This window comes from Trichocoleus desertorum AS-A10 (genome assembly GCF_039962155.1).
Classification (GTDB): domain Bacteria; phylum Cyanobacteriota; class Cyanobacteriia; order FACHB-46; family FACHB-46; genus Trichocoleus.
The window spans coordinates 1-14,606 of the sequence record NZ_JAMPKN010000067.1; the positions used below are offsets into that span (position 1 = coordinate 1).

At 48.5% G+C, this 14,606-nt stretch carries 11 protein-coding genes; 7 read left to right on the forward strand and 4 right to left on the reverse strand.

Annotated elements, in window-relative coordinates; translation table 11 throughout:
* Positions 1 to 556 precede the first annotated feature (556 nt).
* Together NDA01_RS29150 and NDA01_RS29155 are read left to right on the forward strand one after the other, a co-directional pair.
* On the forward strand, positions 557 to 838 hold the full coding sequence (locus NDA01_RS29150; RefSeq protein ID WP_348230758.1) for a helix-turn-helix domain-containing protein: 282 nt from the start codon (positions 557 to 559) through the stop codon (positions 836 to 838).
* Positions 839 to 934: 96 nt separating this feature from the next.
* Positions 935 to 5,074, forward strand: coding sequence for a chemotaxis protein CheB (locus tag NDA01_RS29155; protein WP_348230759.1), 4,140 nt, complete (start codon positions 935 to 937; stop codon positions 5,072 to 5,074).
* Between the two features lie 374 nt (positions 5,075 to 5,448).
* Here NDA01_RS29155 and NDA01_RS29160 read toward each other — a convergent pair whose 3' ends face one another.
* Positions 5,449 to 5,628, reverse strand: coding sequence for a Tn3 family transposase (locus tag NDA01_RS29160; RefSeq protein ID WP_348230760.1), 180 nt, complete (start codon positions 5,626 to 5,628; stop codon positions 5,449 to 5,451).
* A gap of 31 nt (positions 5,629 to 5,659) precedes the next feature.
* Between NDA01_RS29160 and NDA01_RS29165 the strand changes: the two genes are divergently transcribed.
* Positions 5,660 to 6,244 carry a suppressor of fused domain protein gene (locus NDA01_RS29165; RefSeq protein ID WP_348230761.1) on the forward strand — a complete coding sequence of 195 codons (585 nt, stop codon included), beginning with the start codon at positions 5,660 to 5,662 and terminating at the stop codon, positions 6,242 to 6,244.
* A 413-nt stretch (positions 6,245 to 6,657) separates the two neighbouring features.
* Here NDA01_RS29165 and NDA01_RS29170 read toward each other — a convergent pair whose 3' ends face one another.
* The 3 genes from NDA01_RS29170 to NDA01_RS29180 all read right to left on the reverse strand — a co-directional run bounded on the left by NDA01_RS29170 (position 6,658) and on the right by NDA01_RS29180 (position 9,804).
* The gene (locus tag NDA01_RS29170) at positions 6,658 to 7,656 is read right to left on the reverse strand and encodes an alpha/beta hydrolase (RefSeq protein ID WP_348230762.1); all 999 of its coding nucleotides are present in this window, start codon (positions 7,654 to 7,656) and stop codon (positions 6,658 to 6,660) included.
* A gap of 171 nt (positions 7,657 to 7,827) precedes the next feature.
* Positions 7,828 to 9,108: a sensor histidine kinase gene (locus tag NDA01_RS29175; protein WP_348230763.1), complete on the reverse strand. Its 1,281-nt coding sequence runs from the start codon at positions 9,106 to 9,108 to the stop codon at positions 7,828 to 7,830.
* A 9-nt stretch (positions 9,109 to 9,117) separates the two neighbouring features.
* On the reverse strand, positions 9,118 to 9,804 hold the full coding sequence (locus tag NDA01_RS29180) for a response regulator transcription factor (protein ID WP_348230764.1): 687 nt from the start codon (positions 9,802 to 9,804) through the stop codon (positions 9,118 to 9,120).
* A gap of 147 nt (positions 9,805 to 9,951) precedes the next feature.
* Between NDA01_RS29180 and NDA01_RS29185 the strand changes: the two genes are divergently transcribed.
* The 4 genes from NDA01_RS29185 to NDA01_RS29200 form a co-directional block, all read left to right on the forward strand.
* A complete protein-coding gene (locus tag NDA01_RS29185) occupies positions 9,952 to 10,338 on the forward strand; it encodes a hypothetical protein (protein ID WP_348230765.1) in 387 nt (128 codons plus the stop codon).
* Between the two features lie 240 nt (positions 10,339 to 10,578).
* Positions 10,579 to 13,362, forward strand: coding sequence for a cation-translocating P-type ATPase (locus NDA01_RS29190; protein WP_431193567.1), 2,784 nt, complete (start codon positions 10,579 to 10,581; stop codon positions 13,360 to 13,362).
* Positions 13,363 to 13,437: 75 nt separating this feature from the next.
* Positions 13,438 to 13,980 (forward strand): hypothetical protein, encoded by a 543-nt coding sequence (locus NDA01_RS29195; RefSeq protein ID WP_348230766.1) that lies wholly within the window; start codon positions 13,438 to 13,440, stop codon positions 13,978 to 13,980.
* A gap of 374 nt (positions 13,981 to 14,354) precedes the next feature.
* The coding region (locus NDA01_RS29200) for a hypothetical protein (RefSeq protein WP_348230768.1) at positions 14,355 to 14,606 on the forward strand (252 nt) is incomplete at its 3' end.

Genomic DNA, 14,606 nt, shown 5'->3' on the forward strand with positions numbered 1-14,606 from the left:
TTGTCCAGATTGGACGCACCATACAGAAGTTGAGTTATCAAGGTTCTACCCCTGACCCTGCTTTATTTCAAACCTTGTGGAGGGGCTTGACTTGGGCAGGAACGAGTCGCACGCCGAGATACGTGTAATTCTTTATCATATGGGCATCAAAGCTTTGCTGTTGCTCGCCTTTGTATAGCAGTGGAGAAATTTTGGTCGCTAAGGCTGAAAAGCTCATGAAATAAAACTTTCAGGCATTGGTTTATTAAGTGCATAATGGTTCGAACTGTTCCACGTTTAACCATTTTTGGGACAGTCGATGCTAGGAGGGTTGATTCTACGTTGATATAGCCTTGTCTCTGTAACTAGCTCAGCTATCGAAAATGGGATAGCTGATCCTTAGCAACCATTTCTTCTTCAGTGCTATACGAAGGCGTTTAAGGCAAAAGCAATAGATAGGCTTTGACAAGCTTTAGTAGGTAAGAAATACCCAAAGGTAGATTTGCCTTAGCCTTTTGACGTGCTAAACGTTAACGGATGACGCATCATTTGTTAATGTTTGGACGAGGGTTAATTCATGTCGTTGACAATGCCTAAAGCTAACTCCCCATCCGCTGATATAAACCAGCTTGTCCGTGAATTGAGAGTACTGTGTGGGCTGACTCAAGAGCAGTTTGCCGCCAAACTCGGTGTGACATTAGTAACGGTAAACCGTTGGGAGAACGATCGCGCTAAGCCAATGCCTTTAGCCTTACGGCAACTAAACGCCTTAACGATCGAAATGAGTCAGTTTGGCAGTGAAGCAGACCGCGAAACGGCTCACCGTTTGCTGAAACAGTATTTTCCAAAAAATTTTTAGTTCCCCAATTCTTCATTCTCGAATAGTCAGTAGTACATGTATTGTTTATGACTTCCCCCCCCCGAAGATTTACCTGAAGCCAACGCTTCTGAACTCATGGACATAGGGTCTCTCGCTAAGACCGATGCTCCTTTTCCAGTAGTAGGGATCGCTGCTTCTGCCGGGGGACTGGAGGCATTCACAGACCTGATTCGTCACTTGCCGACAGATACAGGCGTGGCATTTGTGCTGATTCAACATCTCTCTCCCAGTCACGAAAGTCTGCTATCCGAAATCTTAGGCAGAGTCACCGAAATGCCTGTGCATCAGGTGCAAGACCAGATGGTGGTTGAACCAAATCAGATTTACGTAATTCCGCCTAACGCTCAGATGACGCTGGTAGATGGCACCTTTCATCTCGCTCCACGCCAGAAAATTCAGGGTCGCTATGTACCCGGAGATGTATTTTTTGGCTCCTTAGCAGTAGATCGGGGGAACAAAGCGATCGCAGTGGTTCTATCGGGCATGGATGGAGACGGGGCACAGGGGGTCAAAGCGGTTAAGGAAGCAGGCGGTGTGACGTTTGCTCAATGTGAAGCAACCGCCAGATTTGACAGTATGCCGAATACCGCTGTGGCGACTGGCAGCGTGGATTTTGTGCTGCCGCCGCAAGCCATTGCCACAGAACTGACAAAACTCAGTCGTAGTCTCGTTTTACACCGTTCAGAGTCGCTTCAGAGCCAGATTGTGCAGGAGTTGCCCCAACCTGGCAATGCCCTGGAAACCATTCTTGCGCTGTTGCGAACCACAACCGGCATTGACTTCACGCTTTACAAACCCACGACGATCGCTCGCCGCATGCAGCGTCGGCTGCTGTTGTATAAGCTCGAAAGCTTAGAGGAGTATGCTCAGTATCTGAAACAACACCCGGTTGAAGTTCAAGCCTTGTATGAAGAGATTTTGATTCATGTCACCAGTTTTTTCCGCGATCCAGAAACCTTTGAGCAGTTAAAAACGCAGGTTCTTCCCACCATTAGCCAAAATAAAACGGCTAACACTCCGATCCGGATTTGGGTCGCAGGGTGTTCTACGGGGGAAGAGGTTTACTCGATCGCCATTTGCTTATTAGAATTTTTCAGCGATCGTGCTACCATACCGCCGATCCAAATTTTTGCCACCGATATCAGCGAAGCGGCGCTCAACAAAGCCAGGGTCGGCTTCTACTTAGAAAACCAGCTTGGAGGAGTTTCACCCGATCGGTTCAACCGCTTCTTTGTTCCTATCTCCGGAGGGTATCAAATTAGCAGCAACCTCCGGGAACTGTGTGTCTTTGCCCGACACAATTTAGGAGGCGATCCGCCGTTCTCCAACCTTGACTTGATTAGCTGTCGCAATGTGCTGATTTATTTATCAGATACATTGCAAGAGCGCATCATGTCCCTTTTTCATTACAGTCTTAACTTAAACGGCTTTTTGATGCTGGGCACTTCCGAAAGCATCAAGACTGCCTCAGACTTGTTTACTTCAGTTCACGAATCTGCCAAAATTTACGCTCGCAAATTGACCTTGACTCGTCCGCTGTTTTCGTTCACAACCCGTTCTTATCCCCTGGTCAGCGGCGAGAGTCAGCAGCGAATCGGTGAGACCAATACCAATACGTTTGATTTAGCGCGAGAAGTCGCTCAACTTATCTCAAATCGCTACGCGCCAGTGTCCGTCGTGGTGAACGACCAGATGCGCATTCTCGACCTGCGCGGAGACACCGATCCCTACCTAAAACTGCCTCCCGGAACGACTGACTTAAACCTGCTGCTGATGGCACGGGAAGGCTTGGCGATGCCGCTTCGCACTGCCTTTTATCAAGCTCAAACCCAAAACATCTCGGTTCGGCAAGAACAAATTCAGCTTGAATTGGGTGAGCACTCAACTTGCCTCAATCTAGAAGTGATTCCCTTCCAACCGACGATCGCTAACGAGCTATATTTTTTGGTCATTTTTGAAGCGGTTTTACCTCCGGTCACTCCCTTTACTGCCACTCCGGTTGAACGCCGGGAACTCGAAGATTTGGAGCGTGAAATCATTCAGCTTCGTCAAGCCCTGTCAGCCTCAACTCAACGAGAGCTTTCAGCACAAGCGCATTTGCAGGCAGTGATCCAAGAACACAACTATCTCAACCAAAGCCTGCGAGTGGCAAACGAAGAAATCTTGTCGAGTAACGAGGAGTTGCAAAGCACCAATGAAGAACTCCAAACCGCTAAAGAGGAGATCCAGGCGACGAACGAGGAACTCACCACCACCAACGAGGAACTCCGGAACCGCAATCTGCAACAAAACCGAGACAATAGCGACCTGAACAACTTTATTGACAGCCTCAGTGTACCGATCTTGATGCTGACGAATGATTTGAGAATTCGCCGCTTCACCCCCACTGCCCAGCGCCTGTTCAACTTCATTTCCACCGATGTCGGACGACCGTTTAACGACTTCCGCACCGATTTTGACGTTTCTCACCTAGAATCGATGACGTTAGAGGTGCTGGAGACACTCAACACGAGAGAACAAGAAATTCAAACCCAATCTGGCTATTGGTATTCCCTGCGAATTCGTCCCTATCGCACAACCGAAAACCAAATTGACGGGGTGACGATGGTGTTTCTCGATATCGACGCGCTTAAACGTCATGCAGCAGTCTTAGAGGCAGAGCGGAACTACGCAGAAGCGATCGTCGAAACGGTGCAAACCCCTTTAGTGGTGCTGGATGCCGAGCTGCGAGTGAAGACGGTCAATCGAGCGTTCTACAATATGTTTCAGGTTTCTGAAGCTGAAACCAAGCAATCTTTTTGGTTTGAGCTAGGCAATAGACAGTGGAATATTCCCCAACTGCGATCACTTCTAGAAGAGGTTTCGACCAGCAATCGGCAGGTTCAAAATTTTGAGGTGGATCATCATTTTGAGCAGATTGGGCACAAAACGATGCTGCTGAATGCCTGTAAGCTGCAACGAGCAGACAACGCTGACATGATTTTGCTGGCGATCGCAGACATCACCGAACGGAAGCGATTTGAAGTGGAGCAGGCAGCCCGTCAGATAGCGGAAGATGCCAACCGAGTTAAAGATGAATTTCTCTCAAACCTTTCGCATGAACTTCGAAATCCCCTCAACGTGATGCTGGGTTGGGCACAAATGCTCCGCACCCGCACCCTGAATGAAGCCACTGCCGCTCGCGCTTTAGAGATGATTGAGCGGAGTGCCAGAGCGCAAGCCCAGCTCGTTGAAGATATTTTAGATACCTCTCGGATTGTCAGCGGCAAGCTCAATCTCCGCACCCACCCGCTTGATCTGCGCCTTGTGGTGCGAGCTGCGATCGAGACCATTCAATTAGTAGCTGAAGCCAAAAACATTCAAATCATTGCTCAGTTGAGTTCTCAAACCATCGTTGGGGATGCCGATCGCTTGCAGCAAGTCTTCGGGAATTTGTTGTCAAACGCCATTAAGTTCACTCCACCAAATGGACGCATTGAGATTACGATGGAGGCTATCCAAGGGCAGTCTCAAATCCAAGTGAGCGATACTGGACAGGGCATTTCAGTCGATTTGTTGCCTTACATTTTTGATCGCTTCCGTCAAGGCGATTCCAGCACCACGAAAGCCAAGGCAGGTCTAGGTCTAGGACTCTCGATCGTGCGCGATATCGTTGAACTGCATGGCGGCACAGTGCAAGCAGCCAGTCCGGGTGAAGGACAAGGAACAACGCTGACCGTCAGGTTGCCCCTGCGCGATCTTCCCCAAGAATCTACACCGTTGAGCGATTCAGATTCAACGGCATTAGAACGTTCGAGCGATCTTGTTTCTTCTTTAGCAGGCTTGCAGATCTTAGCGGTTGATGATGAAGTTGATACCTGTGAGCTAATCAAGTTTGTGCTAGAAGATTATGGGGCTGAAGTGCAGAGCACCTCATCTGCCAGAGACGCGTTATCCGCTTTGAATCAAGCTCCCAGTCAATACAATGTGCTGATTTGCGACATCGGAATGCCAGAAGAAGATGGCTACTGGTTGATTCAGCAAGTGCGATCGTTGAGTTCAGACGCGGGAGGGCAAATCCTCGCCATCGCCTTGACTGCCTATGCCAGTGAAGCTGAACAAAAACGAGCGATCAATGCTGGGTTTCAGCGTCATATTGCAAAACCTGTAGACCCAGAGGAATTAGTCAGAGCAATCCTGTCAATTCACACGTCTTCAATGGGAAAAACTGGATAAAATCGATGTTGTTTCGCTAGTGACAAGACTGTATCAACGTAGAATCAAATCTCCTAGCATCAACTGTCACAGAAATACTTGAAAGTGTAACAGTTCGAACCATTATGCACTTAATTAGACCAATGCCTGAAAGTTTTATTTCATGAGCTTTTCAGCCTTAGCGACCAAAAATTCTCCACTGCTATACAAGGGCGTTGCTAGCTTTCAGCGATTTTTACTGGCAGTGAAATGGCAGTCTTTAAGGGCTGTGGAATTGACTGTAGATCCACCACATAATCCCCAAATCGTTTTAATTGTCGAGTCATGTAAGGGCTGAGAACTGCCAGCGATTCCCGGTCTACCTTGTGCCCCTCTGCATGCAAGCTCTGGATAGCTCAAGAAATGTCCACTGCATTTTGAAGAATAACGGCACAAGCCACAACATCAAGGTACTTGAGTCGTTTCTCTTGCTCTTCCGGGTCGTTCTCAGTAATCACTCCATCCTTGCCGAAGAAAAGCCAGTGAGTGAACTGATTAAATCCCTCAATGCCTATAGGGTAGATAGACTGAATCAATTCTGTCTAAACGTAAGAGGATAGAGCGGACATGAGTCAACAGGACCAGGAAGTTCTGAACCATTACATTAAGTTGTGGGGCGAACCACGAGAGTGTCATCGATTTGAGCATCCTGCCGCTGTACCCCTCCAACCTTTTTTGGTATACGTCTTTTCGTTTTCTGCTCCAGAGACATGGATCTATGCAACTCTAGGCGCGCGTCACCAGCCAATGTTCATCCCCGACGGCAAACCTATGCATATGGAATTATTTGTAATGACAAGTCAAGCTGACGAGGATCTTGTTCCCAGTATCGGAGCGCTGGCCCTGTATCCCTTTGTGTACCAAACCTATTTTGGCAATGGCCATACGATTCACGGCAGTGATGGCAACGGGATTGTTGCCCAGTCACCGTTGACTGATATCTTGATTATCCGCCCAGATTTTGAGGAGCAGACTGATTACGTGCATCATGATCTAGATCACCACACACACTTGCTGTGGGTGATACCACTCTATTCTCAGGAGCGGGTGTACGCGGTCCAGCAAGGCCGGAAGTCATTGTTGGAAATCTTCGAAGAGCAGGAGGTTGATATCTATGACCTATGGCGGCCTATTGCCCAACTGCCTACCTAACTCTAAGTAATGTGCATGTGGTATGAATTAAGCCTCTTTGAGAGCATTAAAGAGATTAAATACGGCATAGGTCAATTGGCACTGGTGACGCTTCCTAATCGGGTCGAGGAAGGCATTTAACCTTCTCCTCCCACACCACCCTGCGTGTGGGTTCGCAACGAACAATCGCCCCTCTTGATTTTTCAGTTTGAGAGGAGGTGTTGTACGTTTCTTGCAAACATTGCTGAAAACAAATAGTGGCGTGCTTTTTGTAATATGTCTCAAACCATTGTTAGCTCAAGCGATCGCAAGTACAACAATGCCGAATTTGGTCATTTTCGGCATTGTTGTACTTGCGATCGCTTTTGACCACCAAACCCAATAGTCTCTGCACCCTGACCTTAGCTTAAATTCGTTCCAGTGCAACAGGCTTGCTATGGAGTGTTACCATAACGCACTTTTTCAACAACTTGACGAATTGCATCAATGACTAGTTCTGGTTCATCAAGCTGGATTGCATGCCCACTCTCGTGAGCAACAATGTGAACTCCTTGGGATGATTCACTCGCTAGATCAGCATGTAATTCTTGCAATTTTTCAAGCACCTCTTGGGTGATGTCGAAGTTTGGCTTCCCAGCCGACAAAACAAGGAGAGGAATGTCAGGAAACGACTTTGTCTGACGTGCCTGTTCAGCTTGATTCATACTAACTGACACCGCAGCCGATTCTTGAGCAAAGGTTATCCCAAACTGGGTTTGAGAATAGAGTGCTTTAGCAAGAGGTCTCATCGAAGGTGGAAATTTTTGAAACAAACCAGCCGCCAGCGGTAAAGCATCAAACGTCACGAGCAAACGAAGCAGACCAGTACGTCCCATCATTGGGACTACATGGGTTAACAGTCCTTCGAGCCGCTTGTTCAATTCAACCCATTCGACTGGTGTTTCCTCGTACATTCTCTCGTGCGCTACATCGACTAAAACCATCCCAGCCACTTCTTCTGGATAGTGATAGGCAAAAAAGCGACTGAACAAACCACTCAAAGACATTCCTACTAAGACATAAGGCGGCTCGATTTCAGCCTTTTGCAAAAGTTGCCGCAACTCACTAACGACTTGCTGAGCTGTGCGTGGTTCTGAACTTAGATCACTCCAGCCATACCCCGCTCGATCGTAGGTCAAAACTCTCGTAAATTTCGCAACTTCAGGCTGCACAAGTTGCCAATCTAGGTGAGTACCTCCGGCTCCACTATCGACAATGACGGTCGGGGAACCGTCACCTACAATTTGGTAGTGCCAATGACTACCCTCAATCTCAATTAATTTTCCGGGTGGCAGAAATCTGTGGCGATCGCGTCTTGTAGCCAGTGTTTGATAAATTGCTCCAAACCCAATGACTCCAATCAGTACTCCAAGGAGCACAGCCAGCCATAGCATTCAGTTGAACCCCTAAACTTATACACGTTTGCGATTGTCCCACAAATGGTTTTCACTGCACTCCTATTCTCTAGCATGTGTGACAGAAGAGATACAACGTACATAGCTAACTGTCACTCGAAAATAAACATTACAGATTTATCACGATAAGCATCCAACGTTTAAGGTTGCTTATTGATCGGGTTTGAGGGGCAATTCAATCTGAAACTTTGAGCCTTTACTCACTTCACTGGTAGCATAGATGCGCCCGCGATGGGCTTGGACAATTTGCTGGGCGATCGCCAACCCTAGCCCAAAGCCGCCACTGTCTTGAGAACGCTGAGTGTCTACCCGGTAGAAGCGATCGAAAATATAGGGTAAGTCGGCTTCTGGAATTCCAACGCCTGTGTCAATCACCTGAATCGCTGCCCAACCAGAGTGAAGCACCAAGCACACCAGGATTGTGCCACCAGCAGGGGTATATTTACAGGCATTGTTGAGCAAATTTTCGATCGCCTGTCGTAGCAAATCAGGGTCAGCCCATAGCTCGATCAATTGCTCAGGCTGCTCATAGGTCAGGTTGATAGATTGCTGTTCTGCCAATGGCGCAAACTGAGTCACTAGACTTCCCAGCAAATCGTTGAGATTGATTAACTTAAGTGATTCTGGGGCAAGCTGTCCCTGATGACGAGCGAGCAACAACAGATTATTGACGAGAGTGCCCATTGATTTCGCACTATCCACAATGTTCTCTAAAGGAGGGTGATAGGGAGAATCATTGGTGGTGATGAGTAATCCGAGTTGAGCGTTGGTCAGAATCGCGGAAATGGGCGATCGCAACTCATGGGAAGCGTCTGCTGTGAACCGTTGAAGCTGTTGATAGGCTTGCCGGATCGGTTGCATAGCAAAGCCACTGAGAATCCAGCCTGTGAGGGCAATGAGTCCTAGTGTGATCGGGACTGTTAGAGTCAGCACCATCTGAAGCTGCTGAAGTTCCTGTTGGGTTTCCATGAGGGGAGTGGCAACCTGAAGATAACCTAGGGTTCCAGTTCTGCCCTCAACCGGTAATGTCGCCTGGCGGAGCCAAATTTCTTCCTCCAAAAGTAGATCAGTCGATTGAACCGTGAGATAACCAAGGGACGTATCTAACTTGTCTGGAGGAGACACGCCAAAAAAGCGAACGAGCCGTCCTTGCGCGTTATACCAGCGCACATAAATCAGATCCTCTGCAAGCGGATGAGAGCCACTGCCCAACAACGGAACATGGCTCAGATCGACCTGACTCTGGTCTTGGCGAACTTCATAATGCACACTGGCAGCCATCACTCTGGTCTTATCGTAGAGCAGGCGATCGAGTGCTTCCAGTTTGTCCTCGATTTCAATCTGATAAATCACTCCAGCAAACAGCACCAGAATGCTTCCCATTGAAAGGGTGAACCAACGAGCCAGGTTGCGACGACTTCGATTAAACACGTCTTGCCTTTAGGATTCATGCGCTTCAGGAGGGGTTAGGCGATAGCCCATGGCATAGATGCTCTCAACCCAATCAGCGGCCCCTACAGCCTGCAAGCGTTGACGCAGTTTGCGAACTAGAACAGTGATTGCATTGCTTTCGGGTTCGGTGCCCCACTCCCATACTGCCTGCTCGATTTGGTTGCGGGTTAACACTTGTCGGGGGTGGCGCATGAAGTACTCCAACAGTTGAAACTCACGGCTAGAGAGAGCAACAGTGGCACCTTGCCGTTCGACACTCAGAGTATCGAGGTGGAGGTGGAGATCCTCAAGACCTAGCATATCTCCCTGCCAAAGGGGCGATCGCCGTCTTAAGGCTCGAACTCGTGCCATGAACTCCACCAGGTCGATCGGTTTCACCAGGTAGTCATCTGCACCTGCATCTAATCCAGTCACTTTCTCAGGTGTAGTGTCTCTTGCCGTGATCATCAAAACTGGAGCCGTTTTTCCGGCTGCTCGATATTCGCGACAGAGAGTTACACCGCTGACACGGGGTAACATCCAATCTAGAATCAGCAGATCATATTCTTTTTCGGATAAAAGCCACTGAGCGGTCTCGCCATCTTTGACCCCATCTACGCTGTGTCCTGCCTGAGAGAGCACCATTTGCAGTGGCATCAGTTGTTTTGGGTCATCTTCCACCAGCAAAACTCTCATTCCTTTGTTGCTCCCCTTTGCGGCTTGCAAGATTGAAGATAGGCCCTTAGTGTTATGTATACATCCCCTTTGAGCTAGATTTTGAAGCAGATCAGGCTGTACTAGAGTGCAAACAGCGGAACATATAAGCTGATGAGAAACGGGAGTATGTGGCGCACGACAAAACGATGGCTGCGAGCATCAGGGGCAGAATTCTGGTTGCCACTGCCGTTTGTGGCGATTGCCTTTTGGTTTGGCACCAATCTTCTGATGGCTCAAGAACTACGGCAACCCCAACCGACCGAAACAAAACTTCAGGCAGACACTCAGCTTAAAGCGACTGTCTCCATCAACATCCTGCTAATCAACGCAATCATCAATCGACAGCAGGGAGTCACGCAGGTTGAGGTAGAGACAACGGAACCCATCTTAAAACGGTTGGAACTGGAATTGCCCATGACCAACACTAATCAAATCGAAGCGGCGATCGCTCAAGAACTTCAGTTATCTCGTCAAGATGTACGGCAACTCGTTCGCTATGAAATTGTTGAGTGAGTTTGGTGGGGTAATTAAATACTCATATTTGGGAACACCACGCGAATTGGTACCAAGTGAAATGAAATATAGTGCGCCGATCGCCATCGCAGACACATAAATCCAGTGAAATAGAGCTTGCAGATCCATAAGCTACCTCCGTTTCTTCCCAGTCTTAACTCACAAAAGTGATCCAAAAGTGAGCGCCAAACTTCAAGTGCTCACTTTTGGATCACTTTCATCAAGGACGCTAGAGAGATAGTGAAGCAGGCAACGCTGGCTTACGGCAGTTGTGCTGCTCTGGATGATATGGGGTCGGGAGAAAATGAGATGGTAGTACTGGACAGCGTCAAATCAACGGAACAGCAATGGCATCATCTTTCTCAGGAGCAAGTTGTCCGTTTGCTCAAAACTGATCCTGAGCAGGGTTTGTCTTTTACAGAGGTAGCGGAGCGACATGATCGCTTTGGTCCGAATCAGTTAACGGCTCAGAAAAACCAGAGCGCCTGGTTGCGATTTCTCCAGCAGTTCAATCAACCGCTGCTCTATATCTTGCTAGTTGCGGGGCTGGTGACAGCGTTTCTGCAAGAGTGGATCGATTCGGGCGTGATTTTGGGGGTGGCGCTGCTCAATGCCATCATTGGCTTTGTGCAAGAGGCGAAGGCAGAGGATGCGATCGCTGCTTTATCGGAAGCTGTCACGACTGATGCAACCATTCGCCGCAACGGTCAAAAGCAAGTGGTTTCATCCCGCGAACTGGTTCCCGGCGATCTCGTCCTACTGTCTTCTGGCGATAAAGTACCTGCCGATCTGCGGCTGCTTGAAATTCGTGACTTACAGGTAGACGAATCAGCCCTGACAGGAGAATCGGTTCCAGTCGAAAAAACCCTTCAGCCCCTAGAAGCAGACACTCCGCTCGCAGAGCGCACCAATATGGCGTACACCGGTAGCCTCATCACTTTTGGGCAGGGGCTTGGAGTTGTTGTAGGCATTGGTGAGATGACCGAAACCGGACACCTCTCCCAACTGATGCAGCAGAGTACAGCCATAGAAACTCCCCTGACTCGTAAAATTGACAAATTCAGCAAAACCTTGCTTTACGTCATTTTAGGCTTGGCGACCTTCACCTTTGCCGTTGGCGTTGCTCAAGGGTTTTCCTTGATTGAGGTGTTCAAAGCAGCAGTTGCGCTGGCAGTCAGTGCGATTCCCGAAGGGTTGCCTGCCATTCTCACAGTGACATTGGCAATCGGCGTATCTCAGATGGCAAAGCACCACGCCATCATTCGTAAATTACCGGCAATCGAGACACTAGGCAGCACCACTGTAATTTGTTCCGACAAAACCGGAACCCTGACCCAGAATCAAATGACCGTTCAGGAAATTGACGCAGGTGGAAAGCGGTATCGGGTGAGCGGTGGGGGTTATGCACCAGATGGAGAAATCTCCCTGAATGGATATGTGATCGACCTGGCAAAGGCACCCACCTTGTATGAATGCCTGCAAGCCGGACTGTTGTGTAATGACTCCCATGTAGAAGTGCAGGACGGAAATTGGATGGTGGTCGGTAGCCCCACAGAAGGAGCACTGGTTGCTGCCGCCCACAAAGCTGGGCTTGGTACAGACAAGCTGGAGCAGGCGCTGCCTCGGCTGTACACCCTGCCGTTTGAATCTCAATTTCAATACATGGCGACACTGCATCGCAACCGCCCAGAACGGCTGATTTATGTTAAAGGTTCAGCTGAAGCCATCCTCAAGCGATGTCGTCAAATGCTGGATGAAGATGGAGAGGCGATCGCTCTCAGCCCAACGCAAATTGAGCAAACTGTAGAGAACATGGCAAAAAAAGGGTTACGGGTTTTGGCACTTGCCATGAAAGCTGCCCCTGATTCTCAAAGCTCGATTGAGCATGCTGATCTGGAGCAAGGTTTAGTATTTCTGGGGCTGCAAGGCATGATCGATCCGCCCCGTCCCGAAGCGATTCAAGCCATCGAATCCTGTAAGTCTGCGGGAATTCAGGTCAAGATGATCACGGGCGACCATGCCAAAACAGCAGCCGCGATCGCTCAACAAATGGGTCTAAATTCAACCAAGAATGCACCTGTTGTCACAGGTCAAGAACTTGCGCGGCTAGATGAGCAAGGATTAGCCAACGCGGTTGAACAGAGCAATGTATTTGCGCGAGTTGCACCCGAACAAAAACTGCGGATTGTGGAAGCCCTCCAATCCAAAGGTGAAATTGTGGCAATGACAGGAGATGGAGTCAATGACGCGCCTGCCCTGAAGCAAGCTGACATTGGAGTAGCAATGGGCATCACAGGCACTGGAGTCACGAAAGAAGCGGCAGATATGATTCTGACAGACGACAACTTTGCCTCGATCGAGAAAGCTGTCGAGGAAGGACGCACCGTTTATAAGAATCTATTGCGGGCGATCGCCTTCATCTTGCCAGTGAACGGTGGCGAATCCATGACCATCTTGATTGCCGTCATGCTGGCAACACCACTGCCTATTTTACCAATACAAATTCTCTGGCTGAATATGGTCAGTTCCGTGGCCTTGAGTCTACCGCTGGCATTTGAGCCACCTTCACCAGACACAATGCAACAGCCGCCTCGTCCTGCAAATGAACCGCTGTTGTCACGCAGGCTGATCACACGAATTTTAACTGTCTCCCTGTTTAACTGGATTGTGATCTTTGGCACCTTTGAATGGATTATCCAAACCACTGGAAACGAAGCCTTAGCACGAACAATGGCAATCCAGGCACTGGTTGCCGCAGAAGCCTTTTACCTGTTAAGCATTAGCCGATTTGTTCCAGCGATCGCTGCGAAGCTACGCGGTAAAAATGAGCCATTCGGTTACCCTGTGGCGATCGGCATTGCAAGTGTTCTACTGTTTCAGCTCCTATTTAGCCAGTGGAGTTTCATGAACCAGCTATTCGCGACTGAAGCATTAACGCTGACTCAAAGCTTGACTTGCCTTGGCATTGGGCTACCCATGATTGCGTTAGCTGCGTTGCTGAAGCGGTTTGCTCCGCTGACATAAATGGCTTTAATAAAGCCACTCTTCTGAGCGTGCTTACCCCGCAAAGTTTGTATTGTTAACTATTCATTTTTTCTCATGACTTCTCATAATTTCAAACGTGCGATCGGTATATTCTCTAATCACCGAGACGCAGAACAGGCACTAGCTGAGCTAAAAAACAAGGGTTTTCCCATGCACAAGCTCTCAGTGATTACCAAGTCTTCTGATGATGACAATAGTTTAGATGATCATTTAGATAGACAAAGGGTGCGGCAGCCCTCAATAACCAGAGCAGAAGGTGCAAAAACAGGCGCGATTACAGGAAGCGTAGGAGTCGGTTCACTCACCCTAATTGTTGGGCTCGGCAGCCTGCTAATTCCTGGTATTGGTCAGGCATTGGCGGTAGAGAGCCTTTTAACGACCTTTTTTGGAAGCGGGATTGCCGCAACCGCCGGTGGTGTATACGGCGCGCTTCGAGGATGGCTGGTGCCAGAGGAACAGGCAAACAATTACAACAACAGATTTAACCAGGGAGATTATTTGATCATCATAGAGGCGATGGAGGATGAGATTCTGTCTGTTGAAGCTATCCTTCATCGTCAAGGTATTCGATCGTGGCACATTTATGACGCTCCTTAAAAGATTCCCTGTCCACTTCTCTACAACTAATTCATCACTCTCGTCATACATGGCATTGGGATAGTGCGACCCTACCATGCCCAAAGGTAGCGAAGCTGCATCCAAGTGCCATATGATGCCTATAAGCCTTGTGAGATAAAGGTTATAGAATTTTTTCGTAATTTAACCAAGAGTTTCGGAAAATGACTATTTATGGACAAGCTGTCTAATTAGAAGAGCGTGAAACCTTCATTCTGCTGTGAAGTTTATAGGCAACCCGGTCATCATTTACGGGCAAGTTGCAATTTTCAGTTTTTTTAGCTTGGCACTTGGATGTAGCTTCGCTACGTTAGGGCCAACAAGATGGATTCTCCCTGATCGATGAAATTAGAAGGTTGCGGCCAGGACTAGGCGGACAGACACCCGCGATCGCTCTCAGCAGTAGTATAAAACTAGAAGAGAGTCAGGCAGCTTTTGCCTACGGATTTCAGCAATTTCTGCTCAAACCCATTGACCTAGATGATTTGGTGGATGCCCAGGGCAAACGCATCTTATTGAGCAAAGACTTTAGCCAGATAATCATTATCCCAGCCTGCTTTGAGGCGCTTGGCCTTCATTCCCCCCTTGGCAGTCTTCTCTTGGCTCAA

Bases quoted from the DNA above. Each gene is read 5' to 3' on its own strand.
- NDA01_RS29185 (WP_348230765.1), top strand. From the start codon at position 9,952: ATGTGGCGCACGACAAAACGATGGCTGCGAGCATCAGGGGCAGAATTC.
- NDA01_RS29165 (WP_348230761.1), top strand. From the start codon at position 5,660: ATGAGTCAACAGGACCAGGAAGTTCTGAACCATTACATTAAGTTGTGG.
- NDA01_RS29180 (WP_348230764.1), bottom strand. From the start codon at position 9,804: ATGAGAGTTTTGCTGGTGGAAGATGACCCAAAACAACTGATGCCACTG.
- NDA01_RS29195 (WP_348230766.1), top strand. From the start codon at position 13,438: ATGACTTCTCATAATTTCAAACGTGCGATCGGTATATTCTCTAATCAC.
- NDA01_RS29155 (WP_348230759.1), top strand. From the start codon at position 935: ATGGACATAGGGTCTCTCGCTAAGACCGATGCTCCTTTTCCAGTAGTA.
- NDA01_RS29170 (WP_348230762.1), bottom strand. From the start codon at position 7,656: ATGCTATGGCTGGCTGTGCTCCTTGGAGTACTGATTGGAGTCATTGGG.
- NDA01_RS29150 (WP_348230758.1), top strand. From the start codon at position 557: ATGTCGTTGACAATGCCTAAAGCTAACTCCCCATCCGCTGATATAAAC.